Here is an 18322-nt window from a genome sequence, read left to right on the forward strand (position 1 = left end):
TCATCCGTGCCCCCGGCAATCCCGCCGGACAAATTCTCATCATCCAGACGCACGGTGTCGTTTTGACTCACCGTGGGCATATCGTCATCCAGGTTGACGGTCAGTGTGCCCTCAGCACTCTGATCCCCATCGCCGTCGGTGGCGATATAGGTCAGGTTCAGTTGCAGGTCGTTTTCGTTTTGAACGGCACCGTGATCAATCGCGGCGTGTTGTTCCACTGCATAGGCGCCGGTTGTCGCATTGGTGATGGTCGCGGTCACCACCAATACACCGTTCTGGCTCACGTTCAGAATATTGCCGGTGACGCTGTAGCTGAAGTTGTTGTCGTTAGCTGGCTGAATCCAGGACACACTACCCGCACCATCGGCGCCGTAGTTGTGGTTCAGGGTGCCGGTCACATTCCGCGGTGCGGTGGCATCATCATCCGTGCCCCCGGCAATCCCGCCGGACAAATTCTCATCATCCAGACGCACGACGCTGTTTTCACCAATTAATGGAGTATCGTCTTCTATACTTATTGAGAAACTACCATTAGCGGTGTCTCCATCAGCATCAGTTGCAGTAAACCCAAATGCCAGTGTTTCAACATCTGTATCAGCATTAGGGTCTGAAGGATCCGAGTGATCAATTGCTCTTAACATCTCAACGGTATAGTCACCGTTATTGAGATCACTCAGGTTTATAGTGAAAACAGTTTGCTGGTTATTACCATCAAGTGTTCGTGCTACCAACACTGTGCCTCCCTGTTCAAGAGAGTACACAACACCCTTGCCATCAGATGTCAAAGGCGCAATCTGGCCATCGAGCGCTGGATCAAATACAACACTACGATCATTTAAAGAACCGTCTTCGTTTGTATTGTCAGCTCCCCAGTTAACCCCCAAACTTCCTGAGGCAATACTGGGTACAAATTGGTTCGTAGGGGAACCATTGGATGGATTGGCATTTTCGCTCAACGAAATCTGGTCAGCTTCCCCTAAAGATGGCAAAGCATCAGCAACCTGTACGCTAAATGGGGCGGTTACTACATCAGGAGTATTGAGCAAGTCCCCATCAGTAACCTGGAGAGCTAATTCCGATAACACCAGAGCATCACTGCCATTTCCATGATCGAATTGTCCGAAAATCGTGGCTGAGATTATTCCTGAAGTTAGATCTGCAGAAGAGTTAAGGGAGAAGGTAATGATTGTTGCCGCAGCTGTAGAGCCGGTGAGGCTCTGTCCATCAGCACTTAAAGTAAAAACTATATCTTCACCACCAGATGTATACCCCGCCCCATTCAGCTGAGTAAGACTCAAAGCACTGAATACAACACTGGATACACCGTCAGGGCTGGTAATAGTGAAATTAATTGATGAAGTCTGTCCACTACTGCCTTCCGAGCGAACCTGATCCTCAAGATTGATTACACCAGCTTCAAGCTCTGATTCGGGGGAGCTATCAACCTGAGAAAAGGGGAGAATGATGTTATCTGCTGTTGGAGTTTGCAAAAATGACAGTGCATTCGTATCGAAGCCGAACTGAACAATAACTTCATCAGAGCCAAATGCTGTGCTCGCACCCGGTGCTATACCCGTGTTCTGAGCATTTCCAGCAGCTGGTGCCGGCCCCGGAATAACACCAGACTCTGTCGGTGGAAGTTCTTCAATATCTTCCACTGTCTCCACACCTGCGGTTGGTGCAGGCAGTGTGTCTATTTCTTCAAGAAGTCCGGCATGTGCCAGCGCACTCTTTTCTCCATTAAAGCCAAGCCCTGCCAGAGTCAGTTGACTACCCAAATCCAGTGTCTGCCCGGCAACAATTTCAGCAATTCGCCCGTTAGAAAGATTCAGCAATACAGAGCCACCTTCGGCTACTAGTACATCACCTTGATGGATTGGATCACCGGCCAGCAAAACCTTTTCACTGCTGTCAGATTTCTTCGCTATAAGTTTGCCGGATGTTTGCTGAACTGTTCCCAACTGTTTTGCGATAACTGCTTCCATTGCTGTTCTCCCCAAATACCCTGATTAGTTTGTTGTAATTCTTTATCTCTCGCTGAAAGCCAGTTGTTTAGCTCTAAGAACTGGCTTCATTAAATACGACATCAGGCTTTTTTTACCTGTGAGAATATCCACGTTAGCTACCATGCCAGTGATAACCGGCATGCTGTCATCAATGCTGTTCGTGTTTGTTTCTATATGGGCGATGTAAAAGCTTTCACCCTTTTCATCTGTAATCGTGTCAGCACCGAGATGAACAAGGTTTCCATCTAAACCTCCATACACGGTGAAGTCATAAGCGGTAAATCTCACAACAGCCTTCTGCCCAGGGTGAAGAAATCCGATATCCTGTGGGCGAATTCTTGTTTCAATCAGTAGCTTGTCGCCCAGCGGAACAATCTCCATCATTTTCATTCCAGGCTGTACGACTCCACCTTCGGTATTGGCAATAATCTGCTTTACCACACCTTTCACCGGAGATCGCACCTGTGCCCGGTCAACTCTGTCGCTTAATGCAGCTCCTGTTGCTTCCAGTTCTTTTAGTCGAGCAACAGTTTCGTTTAATTCCGCTCTTGCTCCGCTAATGAACGTCAGTTGAACTTCATTGATACGCTGCAGAGTTTCCTGCTGTTGAGAACCCAAGCGTTGAATCATCTTGCGATTAACATCCAGTTCACCTTCTGTATCGCTGACCTGACGCTCTAAACGAATAACCTCAATGCGGGAAACAGCGCCAATCTTTGCCAGCCCACTGGCAATCTCCAGCTCTTCCTTTAACAACGTCATTCGCCTTTGCAATTGCTTTCTCTGGGCACGAACTTCTTCCTGCTGACTTTTCTGTTGCTGAATCTGTTCCAGGAATACGTCTTTCCTGCCCTGCAACTCCTCCAGGCGACTGTAATAAAGATTCAGTTCTTGCTGTGCCATATCTGGTGCTTCACGCCACACAACATCAGGTATAAAGGGTTCATCTCCATCAATTTCTGCCTGTAAACGGATACGTTTTATATCCAGGCTCTGGCGATTGACTTCCTGACCACCAAGGCTGGACATAAATTGCGTGTCATCAAGAACCAGAAGCACCTGACCCTTCTCAACAATGTCCCCTTCTTTCACAAGCAGCTCAGAAACAATTCCGCCTTCAAGGTTTTGAACATCCTGTATCTGACTGGAAGGAATTACCTTGCCGTCGCCGCGGGTAATTTCATCCATCTCTACCCACGTAGCCCAACTAATAAATATCACAACCGCCAGCAGGGCCACCCAGATAATGGCTCGCCCTCCCGTTGGGAGAGTAAGATCAGCGGCCTGTTTCATATCCGCAGAGAATGACATTTCCTCATCCGGATTACGGAATGCCTGATCATCGGTAAATATATTCTTCATTCTGACTCTTCCGTGAATCGCCTTAATTAAGCCTTAATAGTTTTTTTCCGAGCTTTATCTTCGCCATAAACACTGGCCAGCATTTCCGCTGGGCCGTCAGCAATAATTTTTCCTTTTTCCAGAACCATGATTCTGTCCACCAACGCCAACATGGAGAGCTGATGTGTCACCACAATCAAGGTTTTTTTTTCACAGATATGACGAAGGGTTTCGCAGATTCGTGCGGTTGTGTGGTTATCCATAGAGCTACAGGGTTCGTCCATCACCAGTATCTGGGGATCACCAATCAGAGCCCTTGCTAACCCCACAGCCTGAACCTGCCCACCGGAAAGGTTGCGGCCATTCTCTCCGACTTGAAAGTCCAAACCACTGGCGCTATTGCTGATAAGTTCGCCCAAGCCAGCGAGACGCGCCACCCGCAATATTTCTTCATCAGAAACACCGGTGCGCCCCATCACTATATTTTCACCGATTGAACCACTGATAAGACTGACATTCTGAGGTACATAACCGACATGCTCGCGCAGAGAAGCAGGATCCAGTTGGCGGAGATCAATACCATCAAGCGAAAGGCTGCCTTCTGTTGGTTGATATAAGCCCATCATCAGTTTGATCAGAGAAGTTTTTCCGGAACCCATGCGGCCAAGAACCGCAATCTTTTCGCCGGAAGAAATTTTAAAATCAAGACCAGACAGTAGTGGTGGCTGCTCGGAATAAGCAAACGTAAGCCCCTGGCTCAACCAAGCGCCCCGAAGCTTTTTTAAGCGCAGATAGCGACGGTGGGATTCGCGCTCTTGAGGCAGTGAAACTATATGATCGCCTTGATCCAGAGCCTGCCTTGCCCTCTCATATTGATTCAGCAAACCAATAAGTTGGGTAACCGGAGCAGCACAACGACCTGCAATCATTATGATGGCAATCAACCCTCCCATTGAGAGGTCTCCAGCACCAATGAGATACACCCCGCCAATGACCAGCAAAACCGTATTCAATTGCAGAACGAACATAGCGCTGTGACTGGTCATATTCTGCAATCGGCGAATATGAAGACCATTCCCGGCAAGAAAGGACACCATACGCTCCCAGCGAAACTGCATTGCCGACTCTGCCCGACTGGTTTTAATTCCTTCCAACCCTTGCAGGGTTTCTGTCACTAGAGCCTGACGAGATGAAGATATCTGCTGCTGTTTAAGGATGCGTTCCTGTAACGGTTTATTGAGCGCCCAGGCAACAATCAGGCAAATCACAATACTAACTAGTGGAACAAAAGCCAGTGCGCCTCCTACCCAGATAATCAAACCCAAAAAGAGCGCAACGAAGGGTAAATCTACCAGTGTGGTAATACAGGCAGAGGTTATAAAGGAGCGCAGACTGTCGAACTCATTCAGATTATTTACAAAACTACCCGTTGAAGCCGGGCGGGATTCCATTCTTAACCCAAGTGTTTTTTCAAACAGTTTCGAGGAAAGCGCCTGATCAATACTTTTACCGGCATGGTCAATAAACCAGGAACGCTGCACTTTTAAGACAAAATCAAAGGCAAAAGCGAACAAAACCCCCAACGCCAGCATCCACAGGGTTTCCGTAGCATTATTGGGCACCACCCGGTCATAAACATTCATAACAAACAGCGGGGATGCCAGAGCAAAAACGTTAATCAAAAAACTGGCAACCAGAACATCCCGATAAATTCTCCAATGAGATTTCACAACATCGGCAAACCATTGGTAACGACTTCGCTCCGCTTTGCTTTCTGACTCCTTCTCAAGGCTTGTGTACAAATCAGTGTCTTCCGCCAGACAGACAGGAATGGCATAGCCGGTATAACGAGACATCACCCGATCAACTGGCTCCATTCGCTGATGTCCATTCTCCCAAATCAGTGCTTCGTTATGGTCGATATCAAGGTGAAGAAGAAGAGCGGCACTGTTTTCAAACAAAAGAACAATCGGGCAGTTATGATTAGGTATATCTGAACTTTTCACTGCACAAATATCGGCTTTTAACCCCGCACGAATCGCTGCACGACTGAACAGAGAGGGAGTAAGCTCTCCATCTCTTAAAGGTAACCCGGACAACAGAGTCGTAGCATTTTCACTGCGCTCGTACATTCCGCAAAGCACCATTAAACACCCGGTGAGCGCTCCGCCTGTTACTTTTTCAGTATCCTTGGCTGATGTGTTCAAAAACTTGTCCTCTGAACATTTTCATTTCATTCGCAGCCATCCCTGCCACGATAGAAAAATTGTACACATTGTCAGATTTTTCACTTTGCACAGGACATACAATTAATGTGCAGGGGAGTCACAAAAAACAGGAAAAGGAATACCAGTCAGGCTTGAGGGGAGAAAGGCTCATGGTGAAGATTGCGAGAGACGTTTTCTGCTATTGCGTGTTGTTTCCTATAATCCCTGGGCGATAGGCCATATTGCTTAAAAAATGTCCGAGAGAAAGCACTGCTGTTGCAAAAACCATTTTCCATTGCCAAAAGTGTTACGCTGGTATTTTTCTGGAAAGGATCGCTCAAGGCTTGAGCAACTCTCTGCAATCGACGGGAACGCAGCTCTTCCCGAAAACTGGAACCATGAATGCCCAGTAAACGGCTGACATAAGACGCGGACAAGTGAACCTTATTAGCTAAAGATTCCAAATCAAGATCGGGGTCACCCAGACACTCATTCAACTCCTGAAAAATTCTTCCAAGGTGAACCTTTTGCCGGGGTGTTGTATCACTGCTTAATTCATATTCAGTTTGCAGTGACATTCTGAGGAGCCCAAGAAGATGCTGGGACAACTCTCTCCTGCGAGACATACTACCTTCACATCGAAGAACCGCTGGCAAACTGCAGGCCATCTGAGCAACCAGTTGGGCCGCGCCTGAATCTGCACTAATAACCATTGAAGAAAGACTTTCCTGAGCTACATTCTCCTGAAGAAGTAACGTTGCAGGAATTGCCATAACAACGCCTGAAAAAGCATTGTCCATCATGGCATTAGATGACGCCTCTGTGTGAAACACTCCGATATCTCCCGGCTTTATAATGTAATCTTTCTTCTCATTCTGAAGAGAAATGCTTCCTTGGACAGGGATATAAACAACGAAGAAATCTTTCGCTTTAAAATAAACGCCCGCGCTGTTGACTCCAGTTAATACACCAGAATATTCAACATTGGCTAACAGGAGAGTGTCCATAAGATAGCAATGAAATTGCTGCCAGCAGCCATTCTCATGAACCGGGCAGGTAAGCCCCATATTCACCATTTGCCCTGACAGCTGGATTCGCCAGTTCTGACAGGAGCACTTCCTGCGTGCAGGGTCAGAACTTATCAGGATATCCATATCTCTTTTCTTCGTTTGTCTGACAGTCGTTTCAGTAATCTCTACTTCATTAACGTCCAGAGTTCTTCAGCAGGCTTCCTGCCTTGCCATAAAGCTTATTACAATTGAGCGCGATAGATCTTCCGCTATTGTGACCACAAAGAAAACAAACCGTTAATAACGATGAGAGAATGTTAATTTATTGTTAACCAACCCATGATATGACATCGCCTTCCTTAATAATTGGGCGATTTGAATTATTATCACAATACAGTTCCAAAACTGCTCGCGCGCGTAAGTTCATAGATAACCGCCACGGTTTTAACTTTACCTCTGTTTTTAAAACCCTATCTCCTTTTCCAAGATAAATAACATTGACTGATGATTTCCTGAAAAAGCTATGTATGACCATACAGGGGATATTCACGATACCATCAGTGTCAATAGGAGTTTTTTCATTCGGTAAAATACGAGATATCCATTTTTTATTTCTAGCAACATAGTGCTTGGACACAACCTCACCATTACGCATTATTTCAATAGCGCGGCTCATGGGTTTTCACCTGAAACTTCAAAATCTCTGGCTATAGCTAAAATCAAAACAGCATGAATAACCAAAGCCGTGAAAACAGAGAAATACAGCATGCATACAACTCCCTGAAACGTTCAAACAATCCTCTTATCCTTCAAGAAAAAGATGTAACGCTTCCTTCAATATATTTTACTTGTTTCGTCACCTTTTAAACTTTATATCCAAATGGTCAGAAAACCTGATAACTTTGTGAGGTGAACGAAATAAAATCGTTAAATATTGGTAATAGTCAGTTAAAATGGACAACAATTTCGTTACAATTAAGAAGAAAATAAAAACAAGAGCTCGATATAATTCCTGCGCACAGGGGATCTATCACCATGGACACCGTCATTCTCAAAGCTCTAATCGTTGAAGATGAACCCGTAGCCAGAACACTACTGGCAGAATATATGCGCACCCATGGATGGGAGGTTTCTGAGTTGTCGGACGGTTCAGAGATCCTTGACCATATAAGAAAAGAGCCTGTCGATATAATCTTCCTCGACCTGCGCCTTCCGGGAATAGATGGGCAAACACTCTGCAAAAAGCTGCGCTCACTGGGCAACAGCGGCGTTATTTTTACAACATCTTGTGATGACCCTGTTGAGCGCATTATTGCACTGGAGAACGGCGCAGATGCTTACTACGTTAAACCTCTTCCTCTCAGAGAAATTCTGGCATGTGCAAAAAACCTCGCATACCGGGTGAGGTCTACACCTCAATCAATTATTTCAAATCACCAACCCAGATTTGGTAGTTGGCACTTTAGCCGTGATGAATTGCTCATAAAAAACACACGAGGTGAAAATGTTAATCTGACTCGCAACGAAACCCGCATACTGGATTTTATGATTCAGCATGCCAACACTCCTCTGAGCCGGGAAAAACTCGGAAAAACATTAGGACGGACTGATTGGCACCCCGATGACAGAGGTATTGATGTTCTGGTGAGTAAGCTGCGCAATAAACTCACCAAGATATCCGGTGACAACCAGTTGATAAAAACACAATATGGCGTTGGTTATGTCTTCACGGCGTCTGATAGTTAACCTGCTTTTCAGCCTGTTTGTACTTTTTCCGTTATCTTTGCATGTGCTCGCATCTGCACCGGTCAGTGAAGGGGTAGCGGATCTACGTAACTGGAACCCTGACGAAAGCCCGACTGTCCCACTCGATGGTCGTTGGCAAGCTGCGACAAATAGGTTATTAGAACCTGGAGAGCAATTTCCAAGGCACTATCTTCCGGTCCCTTCAACCTGGAAAGACGTTGGCTTACCAACTGAAGGGTTCGTCACTTATAAGCTGACTATTCACTTGCCAGAGAATAGCCCTCCACTAGCTCTCAAGATTCCTATCCAGAACTCAAGCTGGCGCTTGTGGGTGAATGGGAAACTAACAGACTCAGTCGGAGAGCCCGGGCGAAGCGAAAGAGATACACACCTGGTTTGGACAGAAAGAATTCTTTCCTTACCCGACACAAAACAAGTTGAACTGGTCTGGCAGCTTTCCAATTACCTGCACTACACCGGAGGCAGTAAGCGGCCAATTTACCTGGGCACAGAAGCAGAGCTTTCCAAGCAGTATCAATTGCAATATCTGGTTATGACGTTTGGAGCCGGTGGGTACTTATTCTTTGGTCTTTATTTTTTATTGCTGTTTTTACTTCATCGCCGGAACTTTCTGCTGTTAAGTTTTGGAAGTCTCTCTCTTGTTATTGTCGTTCGCAGTTTGGTAGCTCATAAAATCGAGGGAAACATACTACTAGAGTCGTTTAATTATTTTACGTTCCCTCGCATCCTTGAGTGGTGTAGCGCTTGGTTATATACGGGGCTTTATCCCGTCATTTTAAAACAGCTGTTCCCCAATAGTTACAACTTGAATGTTATACGCGGCATATTTATCACATCTATTTTTCTCGCCATATGTACATTCAGTGACACCCTGTTGCAAAGCAAAACATTCATGACCATTTTTATTCAATTGGGTGTGATCATAACTGCTTACACTTACATAGGCCTTTTCAAAGCAGTTATAAACAACAACAGAGGCAGCCTGCCGATTTTCCTTGTCGACACTATTGTTATTAGCTCCATAGTTCATGATGCCTGGGCCATACTCACCGATGATATGGACATTATGCTGTCGCCATACACCGTATACCTTTGGGTTATGGCTATTGCTTTTGTAGTCGGTGATCGAACGCATCAAGGGCTAAAGCTAGCCTCAGAACGCTCTCGTGAACTCGACTCTCTCCTCGTTGACAGAAACAAAGAACTTAGTGACAAAGTTGATGAACTCGAAAAAGCGCAAACAACACTGTCAAGAGAAAACAAAGCCAAATCACACTTTATCAGCATGTTGAGCCACGAACTCAGAACGCCATTGAACGGCATGCAGGCAACGGTTCAGGCTCTCCACCAACACCAACTTGAGCCTCAACAACACCGGATGATCAGTGCTCTGAAGAGCACCAGTGATATGATCACCATGCTGATTGAACAACTGCTGGATCAGACTCGTATCGAGCAAGGCCGCCTGACTTTCAACAAAGTCCCTTTTAATCCCAATACCCTACTGGAAAATACGGTTTGCTTGCTTCACTCCTTTGCTGATAACAAAAGGCTTGATCTTAATCTGGAAATAAAGGGTTTCCCTCTTTGTCTGGAAGGGGACAATCACCGCCTGCAGCTAGTCTTACTTCACGTTATCCACTACTGCATTCGCACAACAGACCATGGCAAAGTTTCTGTGTCCGCCCAAAGCCAGTCTGTTGTTGGTAAGCGCTGGAAACTAAAACTTCAGGTACTCGACACCAGCCAAGGATTATCCAGCAAGCAAAAGAGTCAGCTTTTCAGAACTTATCACGATGTAGGCACAGAAGGCCTCGATACCTATACAAGTAGTGGATTAGGGCTTGGGATTTGCAACAGTATTATCAGGGCTATGGGTGGTTCAATCCAACTGAGTAGTGAGCCAGGCTATGGCAATCACTTTACTATCAACTTGACACTACCTGAAGGAACACCAAACTCCAGCACCACTCTCACCCTTTCAAGGCACTATCACATCCTGGTAGTTGACGACGACCCTCTAAATCACCAGGTTATTCACCTTTTACTTCCACCAAATAAATGCACGATTGTCAGCGCCAGTTCTGGTGAAGAAGCATTGGAATTACTTTCCCCTGAGATTGATATTGTGTTGATAGATATTCAGATGTATCCAATGACAGGCATAGAATTATTACGATCCATCAGGGCTCTGAATCGAGATAATCTCAATCAGTTACCGCTTTATGCCTATACTGCCAACTTGATTCCTGAGCAGGTTCAAGAGATCGAGGCTCTCTTTGATGGAATCATCAGAAAGCCTGCCAGCCAACCTGCTTTATTTCAGATGCTTAACTCTCTGCCTCAACGGCAAAGCGCTCTTCAAAGTCCTGCTTAAGCTGAGAAAGCCCTTGTTCCCAAGCATATTTTAACCTTGAACATTCATCAGAATCACAGGTTTTACGGCCTTCAATCTTTGAAGACCAGTCAGAAACCTCTGTAAGGCGTATAGTCAGTGCTGCGCTACGCAACCTGTGCGCAGCCGCAGAAATACCTTCGCGGTCATTTTGCATAATAGCGGCTTCAAACATGCCAAAAGATTTCTCAGCAGATTCTTCTGACGCGTTAAGTAAAGCCATAACACCCTGACGCCCTATCAATTCGATAGTGTCTTCCAGCATACTGTTTTTTCGAGATATTTCTTCGTCCATGCTTGCTGTTTTCAACTTAAATGCTTCCTGCAATGTTTCAATGCTTACGGGTTTTTGAAGAATATGATGAAACCTCTCTGATTTTCCGTGACCTAGTTCACGACTATTAACATTGCCAGTTAATGCAATGAATACTGAACCCGATTCCTCTTGTTTAAATTGGCAGGATTTTATTTTCTCAAGGAGATCTACACCATTAGTATCAGGTAGCGAGATATCAAGAACGTAAATATCAAACTGCTGATCTTTCACCTTATCCAATGCCTGAGCTCCGGATTCTGCAGTTTCACAAATATGTCCGCACCGCTTAATCAACTCGCTCACATACAGCTTGTTTGCAGGGTCATCCTCAACCAAAAGGACACTGAATGAAGAAGGTGAAGTTTTTTTCAACTCACGCTTCTGAATAAGGGGAGCGTCAACAACACTGACGGGAACAGTAATAGTAAACTTGCTGCCTGAACCTTCTTCACTTTCCAGTGAAATCGCTCCCATCATACGCATGATAATACGGCGGGTTATGGCCAACCCTAATCCCGCTCCACGGTATGCCGGGGCAGTGTCTGAATCCAATTGAACAAAGGATTCAAAGATGTTTTTTCTATTTTTTTCAGAAATTCCTATACCACTATCTTCAACACTGATCATCAACTGTCCACCGCCATAACGTACATCAACATCAACCCATCCTTTCTGGGTAAATTTAATAGCGTTATGTACAAGGTTAATCACAGCCTGACGAAGTTTTTGCTGATCACCATAAAGCCAAAAATCATCTTCAGGAATATTGTGGCATTTGGCGGTGAAAGCTATCCCTTTTTCTTTTGCTGCAATCCCCATTAGCATTTCAATAGCAGTAACCCACCTCCGTAACTCAAAGCGCTGTGGTTTTATCGCCTGCTCATCTGTTTCCCATCTGGAGAAATCCAACAATTCATTAACAATCTCCAGTAAAGACTCCCCGGACATCTGAGCGTTGTATCGCAGTTTTTCTTCCATCACGGAAAGGTTTGCCTGTTCCAGCATCTTCACCGAACCAATAACCCCACTAAGAGGTGTCCGAATTTCATGGCTCATTATTGCCATGAGTTCACTTTTTTTAAGAGAGGCTTCCTGCGCAACAGTTCTGGCCTCTTCAAGCTCTTTTAACTTGTTATTGAGTTCCAGAGTTCGATCGTTTACGGCTTTTTGCAACTCTTCACTTTGCATTGTGGCAGCATCAAACAGAGCTTTTATTCGTGCCCCAATAAAGAAGACGCTGGTAACAGAGATAACAATGTAACCCCAATAGGTCATCCGAAACTCGGTCCAGCGCTGATAGAACGCCACTTCATTACCAATCATCAACGCAAAGACTATTCCAAGCATACCAATCTGCATGGCCCCCTGCTCACGCTTGTAAACAACCTTTCCCATACACACCAGCAGGTAGCAAATACAGATCATCGTGATCATGCTCCAGGGGTCTCGCATGTAGGCAAAAATATGTGCAGGGGTACATAGTGTAATAAGTGAACCCACTAACCCAAGGCGCCAATGCCACAGCATTGGCTCATGCTTTACCTGCTCTGGGAATAGTTGCTGGAGAAACATTAAATAGGCCGAGACCGTGATAAACATCCCGATATATTCCAACTTAAACAACCACATCATTGAAGCATCGGGGTACCAGTACAAAATCACTTTATCGATAGCGAAAATTCGTGCACCTGCTCCTAAAAACGTCATGGCGAGGAAAAACAAACTTCTGTCCATAGCGCTGCTGACCAGCAACATCAGAAGGAAAAGGCCAAGGGTCAAGCTTGATAAAACAAGCGCCAGCCCGACACCAAACTTCGTCCGTTCCTGACTTAGCAGTGTTTCCCATAAGTCAATCACAGGGTATTTGGCCATACCACCATCAATATGGTGATAGCTCGAAACCTGAATGACTATATCGATTCTTTTCGACTCTGGAAGTGGAATGAAAACTGTTTTGTCACTGGGGTCTTCAGTTTCAAGGTTTTCTCCGGGAGTTCCCATATTCCCACGGAGCTGACCATTAACCCATATAGAAGCTGAACGATAGAGACTTGGCAGTTTCAAGCCGAGATCATCTCTGGCTTCAGGTAAATAAACAGTTAATGCAAAGGTCGCATGACCTCTGCCAGGGTAGGATTGCTGCCCTTTTCCCACCCGATTCCAGCGAGAAGGTACATTGAAGTAATTTTCTATTTCATACAGTTCGTCAGGATGTAACAGTTCTCGCCAGAAAAAAGTCCACTCTCCACCTAATCGAACAGGTAGATAGTCACTACCTGTTATGATCATTTCACCGCGTTCAGCCTGGAAATCAGCATCTCTTTCCTGAGAAAGCCCGATCACTAAAGCTATCACCATTGGTATGGACAGAAATGCTGTGACAGCGATAAGAACCCAGTTATTTACTGTGGATCGTTTCCAGTTTCCCATTCCATCAATCATAGGAAAAAATTCCATATCATCAGACAATGTTAATCCACCACCAGGTTAAAAGCACCTTACTTAAAATGGGTTATAGAGGAGTTAACAACATTATTTTATATGCTTTGACAAGTTCATTCCCAACTTACATCTATATATTACTTTTAATAATTGCCATTAGATAAATATTGTATAAAATACACGACGATCTTCATAGAAAACAATAAAAACATGAGAACATTTACGGATTTAATTTTTCATGGTGCGGCATGGATTGCATGGAAAACTTATTCACTTCCCAAAAGTTACAAAGAGAACTCTATCCCATACTGGGATGATATAAAAAAAGATATTACTACTGGATCAATTCTATTATGTAGTGGTACAGCACGAACTAGCCGCCTAATAGCAAGATTTCAAGGCACCGACTTTAGTCATACCTCAATGATTGTAAAAAAAGATGGTGAATTTTATATATGGACAACCGATTCAATCACCATTCTGAAAAACCACTCAAAAAAGCTGAATGGGCAGTGTTTCTCCGGTGCGCACATGCTAAAACTTGAAGATTATTTTTCTAATGTTGATTATTTTTACAAATCTCCAGACGATACGAAATACCGCTTTGCGATCGTTAAGATGAAGGCAAATTTGGTAAACGAGGAAGAACTTTTTTCTCTAATTGACAATTATACTGCCACTCCCTTTCCAGCCCCTCCACAGCAACTATTATATGATTGGATCCTTGGGCAAATAGGAATTAATACCGGATTAAAAACAGCTTTCTGTTCACAATTATTGGCTCACACCTATTTTAAATTAGGGTGGTTAAAGGAAAGTTTTCCAGCAAACCAGTTTGGGCCTGGAGTGTTTGCCAAAACGGAAAGAATTAACACTTATCTCAATAACTCTATCAAACTTTATAAACCGCAATATTTCCGAGTAAAGTAGAAGCACTATCGGTGTTCTCCTCAGCACACCTCCAACATCGCCAAAGAAATAGGCCGTCGTATAATCTATATAGTGGGGTGTCTATGCACCCCATATTCTTCGGATACAGTTTTTAAATGGGGTTTTGACGAGCATCAGGATCAGACATTGGCTGGCCGCCTGGTAAGCGTCGCCTGATAGATCTTCAGGATTAAGGCGGGCGAAAACCAATAGCTCCTTCGAAACCAGGGGCTATTGGCGGCCTTATGCTAAGACTTCATGTGCTTGTGACAGTTTGTCGTGTGATCATCAACCATGCCTGTAGCTTGCATAAACGCATAACAAATCGTGCTACCAACAAAATTAAACCCTTCTTTCTTCAGAGCTTTGCTCATGCGATCCGAAATTTCTGTAGACGCAGGCACATCCGATGAAGAAGAAAAATTATTCTGAACTGTTTTGCCATCAACAAATGACCAAATAAACTCTGAGAAAGACCCGTATTTTTCCTGCACCTTTAGAAACGCTTTTGCATTACGAATTGCACTGTTTACCTTCAGCTTGTTACGAATAATACCTGCGTCCTGCAACAGTTCTTCTACTTTTTCCGGCCCATACTCAGCGACTTTGCGGGAATCAAAATTATCAAACACCTTTCTATAGTGCTCACGCTTTCTCAGTACTGTAATCCACGACAAACCTGCCTGAGCGCCCTCTAAAATCAGAAACTCGAACAGCATGTCATCATCCCGGCAAGGGACTCCCCACTCTTTGTCATGGTAATCACGATACAGATCATCTCCGTGACACCACCAACATCTTTTTTCGTCTGTAATACTTGTACATTCACTCACAATTTCTTTACCCCAAAAACACTTATCAACAGTAAGTTTTACTTATAATGCCACTACAAAAAGTGGATTCACAAAGCGAAAGGTTCGCCTACAAAAAAATACCCTAAAAACTTCTATCTCCTTGATTTCCATCAATATATCACTCTTGAAGAATACCCCCCACTCCAGATATAGTGACTAATACGTACGCAAAGAATTGTTTGTTTTTTCTGACCATACCTTAGGTTGTATTTCACTTAGGTTGTATTTCAAGCAAGCATTGTTTGTGTGCAGCTGAGTACGGATCGCTCACCTCAATAAAACAGAGTGGCAGTAGCGTTAAAGCAGGGCTGTTACAGCTGTAGCCAAAGACATCTCACACCTGATTTTTCGGCAGTTATTGGCTGTCTATGTGTGATTATCAGAAATTTACTTATAAGGCACAGGATGAAAACGAAAAAACTACTAGCCAGCCTCACGCTGGCAGCAGCCGCCGTAAGTGCAGCCATTCCAGTACAGGCTGCAGATGTCCCCGCAGGCACTGAGCTAGCAGCAGAGCAAGTGTTCCGTCGCGGTATCGGGTCTGAACCTGCGTCCCTTGACCCTCAAAAGGTTGAAGGTACCCCGGGTGGTTTTGTCGTTCGCGATCTGTTTGAAGGACTTGTAACCCAGGATGGCGATGGCAATACCATTCCTGGCACTGCAGAAAGCTGGAGCGTTTCCGACGATGGTCTGGTCTATACCTTTGACCTGCGCAAGAATGCAAACTGGTCCAACGGTGACCCTGTTACTGCTGACGATTTCGTTTTTGCTTTCCAGCGTGCAGTAGATCCTGCTACAGCCTCCAAGTATGGCTGGTATATGCAGATTCCAGGTATCGTAAACGCTGATGCAATTATTGATGGCAAACTTGAGCCATCAGAGCTCGGTGTTAAAGCTGTGGACGATAAAACCTTTGAAGTAACCTTGAAGGCTCCTGTGCCCTTCTTCCCTAAACTTCTTGCTCACTACACAACTTTCCCAACGCCTAAAAAGGTAATTGAAGAGTTCGGCGATCAGTGGACCCGAGCAGAAAACATTGTATCCAACGGTGCATATACCATGGATAAGTGGGTTGTTAATGAGCGCATCGTATCCAAGCGCAACCCGTTCTACTGGAACAATGAAAAAACTGTTGTTGATGAAGTTCACTACCTGCCTATCGTGTCTCAAACCGCTGAGCTGAACCGTTACAAAGCGGGTGAAGTGGACATGACCAATGAAATTCCACTGGATCACTTCAAAAGCCTGCAGAAAAACATACCGAGTGAAGTAAGAATTACACCACAGATCGGTACTTACTATTACACCTTCAACACTCAAAAAGCACCATTCAACGATGCTCGTGTTCGTAAAGCTCTGGCCTACGCGATTAATCGTGAAGCGATAGCCAAATTTGTTGTTGGCCAAGGTGAAAAGCCAACATTCAGCTTTACTCCTGACTCTGTAAACGGGTTTGTTAAACCAGATCTGGACTGGGAAAAAATATCTCAGAAAAAGCGCGAGACAGAAGCCAAGCGTTTACTAGTCGAAGCAGGATTTGATAAGAGCAACCCTCTGAATATCGAACTTCTTTACAACACCAGTGAGTCCCATAAGAAAGTCGCTATTGCTGTCTCACAAATGTGGAAGCAAACTCTTGGAGTAACAGTGACGTTACGCAATGAAGAGTGGAAAACATATCTGGATACCCGTCTTCAGGGTGATTTCGATGTAACCCGCGCAGGCTGGCTGGGCGATTACAATGAAGCATCCACAATGCTTTCTCTCTGGAACAGCTTCAGCGACCTGAACGATGCCAAATGGGCCAATGAAGAGTACGACGCTCTTCTAGAGCAGGCTAAAACAACTTTAGATGAAGGTAAGCGAGGCCTTGTGTACGAAAAAGCTGAGCAGATTTTTGCTCAGGAAATGCCTGCAGCCCCAATCTATCAATATGTTTCCAGTCGCCTCGTTAAACCTTACGTAGGCGGTTATCCTGCAAACAACCCTGAAGACAATGTCTTCTCCCGCGACATTTACATCATTAAGCAGTAATACCTTTCCTAAATAAGGGCTGATGTGTCTAACAGCCGCTACTGTATAACTCACTCAGTAGCGGCTTACAGGACTCAAGACTTCATGCTGAAATTTATAATCAAACGCCTTGCCGTGGCAGTGCCAACTCTACTGGTACTCATTACAATATCCTTCTTTCTTATGCAGGCCGCTCCTGGCAGTCCGTTCACAGGCGAGCGAAATCTCCCCCCAGAAATCCTCAAAAACATCGAAGCCAAGTACAACCTCGACAAACCCGTCTGGCAGCAATACTTCCTCTATCTTGGCAATCTGGCGAAAGGCGACCTCGGCCCCTCTTTCAAATATCGTGACTATACGGTTAACGACCTTCTTGAGCAGAGCTTCCCTGTCTCCCTGAAAATAGGTTCTGTGGCGTTTCTGTTCACTGTAGTGATTGGAATATTCATAGGCACGATAGCTGCGCTTAAACAGAATACGATTCTCGACTACATCATAATGGCGCTGGCAATGACCGGGGTGGTGCTGCCGTCGTTTGTTATCGCCCCGCTCCTTGTTTTGATATTTTCCATTACCCTGCATTGGCTTCCTGCTGGGGGCTGGAATGGCGGCAGCTGGGAATATATGGTTCTACCGGTTACGGCCATGGCCATTATGTATATGGCTTCCATTGCCCGTATCCAGCGAAGCAGCATGATCGAAGTGCTGAATAGTAACTACATCCGTACCGCACGCGCTAAAGGTTTGCCCTGGAAGGTAATTATCACCCGCCACGCTCTGCGCCCTTCCATGCTCCCGGTCGTTTCCTATCTTGGCCCCGCATTTGTCGGCATCATCACCGGTTCCGTGGTTGTTGAAACTGTGTTCGGCCTACCAGGAATTGGACAGCACTTTGTTAACGGCGCCCTTAACCGTGACTACTCACTGGTACTGGGTCTGACCATTATCATTGGTGCCCTGACCATTCTGTTTACTGCGATTGTCGATATCCTTTATGCGGTAATCGATCCTAAGATCCGTTATCAGTAAGGGAGTAATTTG

The 18322-nt window shown here is 45.0% G+C and carries 12 protein-coding genes; 5 read left to right on the plus strand and 7 right to left on the minus strand.

The window, feature by feature from the left end; translation table 11 throughout:
- The 5 genes from QMA35_RS08310 to QMA35_RS08330 all read right to left on the minus strand — a co-directional run.
- A partial coding sequence (locus QMA35_RS08310) for a DUF5801 repeats-in-toxin domain-containing protein (RefSeq protein ID WP_281646681.1) occupies positions 1-1985 on the minus strand: 1985 nt, incomplete at its 3' end.
- 42 nt (positions 1986-2027) lie between these two features.
- Positions 2028-3368: an HlyD family type I secretion periplasmic adaptor subunit gene (locus tag QMA35_RS08315; RefSeq protein ID WP_281646682.1), complete on the minus strand. Its 1341-nt coding sequence runs from the start codon at positions 3366-3368 to the stop codon at positions 2028-2030.
- Positions 3369-3394: 26 nt separating this feature from the next.
- Positions 3395-5554: a type I secretion system permease/ATPase gene (locus QMA35_RS08320; RefSeq protein WP_281646683.1), complete on the minus strand. Its 2160-nt coding sequence runs from the start codon at positions 5552-5554 to the stop codon at positions 3395-3397.
- 146 nt (positions 5555-5700) lie between these two features.
- Complete coding sequence (locus QMA35_RS08325) at positions 5701-6708, minus strand: AraC family transcriptional regulator (protein WP_281646684.1); 1008 nt, start codon at positions 6706-6708, stop codon at positions 5701-5703.
- 184 nt (positions 6709-6892) lie between these two features.
- A complete protein-coding gene (locus tag QMA35_RS08330) occupies positions 6893-7240 on the minus strand; it encodes a hypothetical protein (protein WP_281646685.1) in 348 nt (115 codons plus the stop codon).
- Between the two features lie 359 nt (positions 7241-7599).
- Here QMA35_RS08330 and QMA35_RS08335 point away from each other — a divergent pair, with 359 nt between their 5' ends.
- Both QMA35_RS08335 and QMA35_RS08340 read left to right on the plus strand, forming a co-directional pair.
- The gene (locus QMA35_RS08335; protein WP_281646686.1) at positions 7600-8310 is read left to right on the plus strand and encodes a response regulator transcription factor; all 711 of its coding nucleotides are present in this window, start codon (positions 7600-7602) and stop codon (positions 8308-8310) included.
- Positions 8285-10708: a response regulator gene (locus QMA35_RS08340; protein WP_281646687.1), complete on the plus strand. Its 2424-nt coding sequence runs from the start codon at positions 8285-8287 to the stop codon at positions 10706-10708. Before QMA35_RS08335 ends, QMA35_RS08340 begins: the two co-directional genes overlap by 26 nt.
- On the opposite strand, the gene QMA35_RS08345 is transcribed toward QMA35_RS08340, so the two are convergent.
- Positions 10662-13484, minus strand: coding sequence for an ATP-binding protein (locus tag QMA35_RS08345; RefSeq protein WP_281646688.1), 2823 nt, complete (start codon positions 13482-13484; stop codon positions 10662-10664). The two genes, QMA35_RS08340 and QMA35_RS08345, sit on opposite strands and share 47 nt — an antisense overlap.
- A gap of 210 nt (positions 13485-13694) precedes the next feature.
- Here QMA35_RS08345 and QMA35_RS08350 point away from each other — a divergent pair, with 210 nt between their 5' ends.
- The gene (locus tag QMA35_RS08350; protein ID WP_281646689.1) at positions 13695-14414 is read left to right on the plus strand and encodes a hypothetical protein; all 720 of its coding nucleotides are present in this window, start codon (positions 13695-13697) and stop codon (positions 14412-14414) included.
- A gap of 248 nt (positions 14415-14662) precedes the next feature.
- Here QMA35_RS08350 and QMA35_RS08355 read toward each other — a convergent pair whose 3' ends face one another.
- Complete coding sequence (locus QMA35_RS08355) at positions 14663-15247, minus strand: DNA-3-methyladenine glycosylase I (RefSeq protein ID WP_281646690.1); 585 nt, start codon at positions 15245-15247, stop codon at positions 14663-14665.
- A gap of 426 nt (positions 15248-15673) precedes the next feature.
- Between QMA35_RS08355 and QMA35_RS08360 the strand changes: the two genes are divergently transcribed.
- The gene (locus QMA35_RS08360; RefSeq protein ID WP_281646691.1) at positions 15674-17302 is read left to right on the plus strand and encodes a peptide ABC transporter substrate-binding protein; all 1629 of its coding nucleotides are present in this window, start codon (positions 15674-15676) and stop codon (positions 17300-17302) included.
- A gap of 84 nt (positions 17303-17386) precedes the next feature.
- Positions 17387-18310, plus strand: a complete 924-nt coding sequence (gene oppB, locus QMA35_RS08365) for an oligopeptide ABC transporter permease OppB (protein WP_281646692.1) — start codon at positions 17387-17389, stop codon at positions 18308-18310.
- Positions 18311-18322 lie beyond the last annotated feature (12 nt).

The sequence above is a fragment of the Parendozoicomonas sp. Alg238-R29 genome (assembly GCF_947331445.1).
Lineage (GTDB): Bacteria > Pseudomonadota > Gammaproteobacteria > Pseudomonadales > Endozoicomonadaceae > Sansalvadorimonas.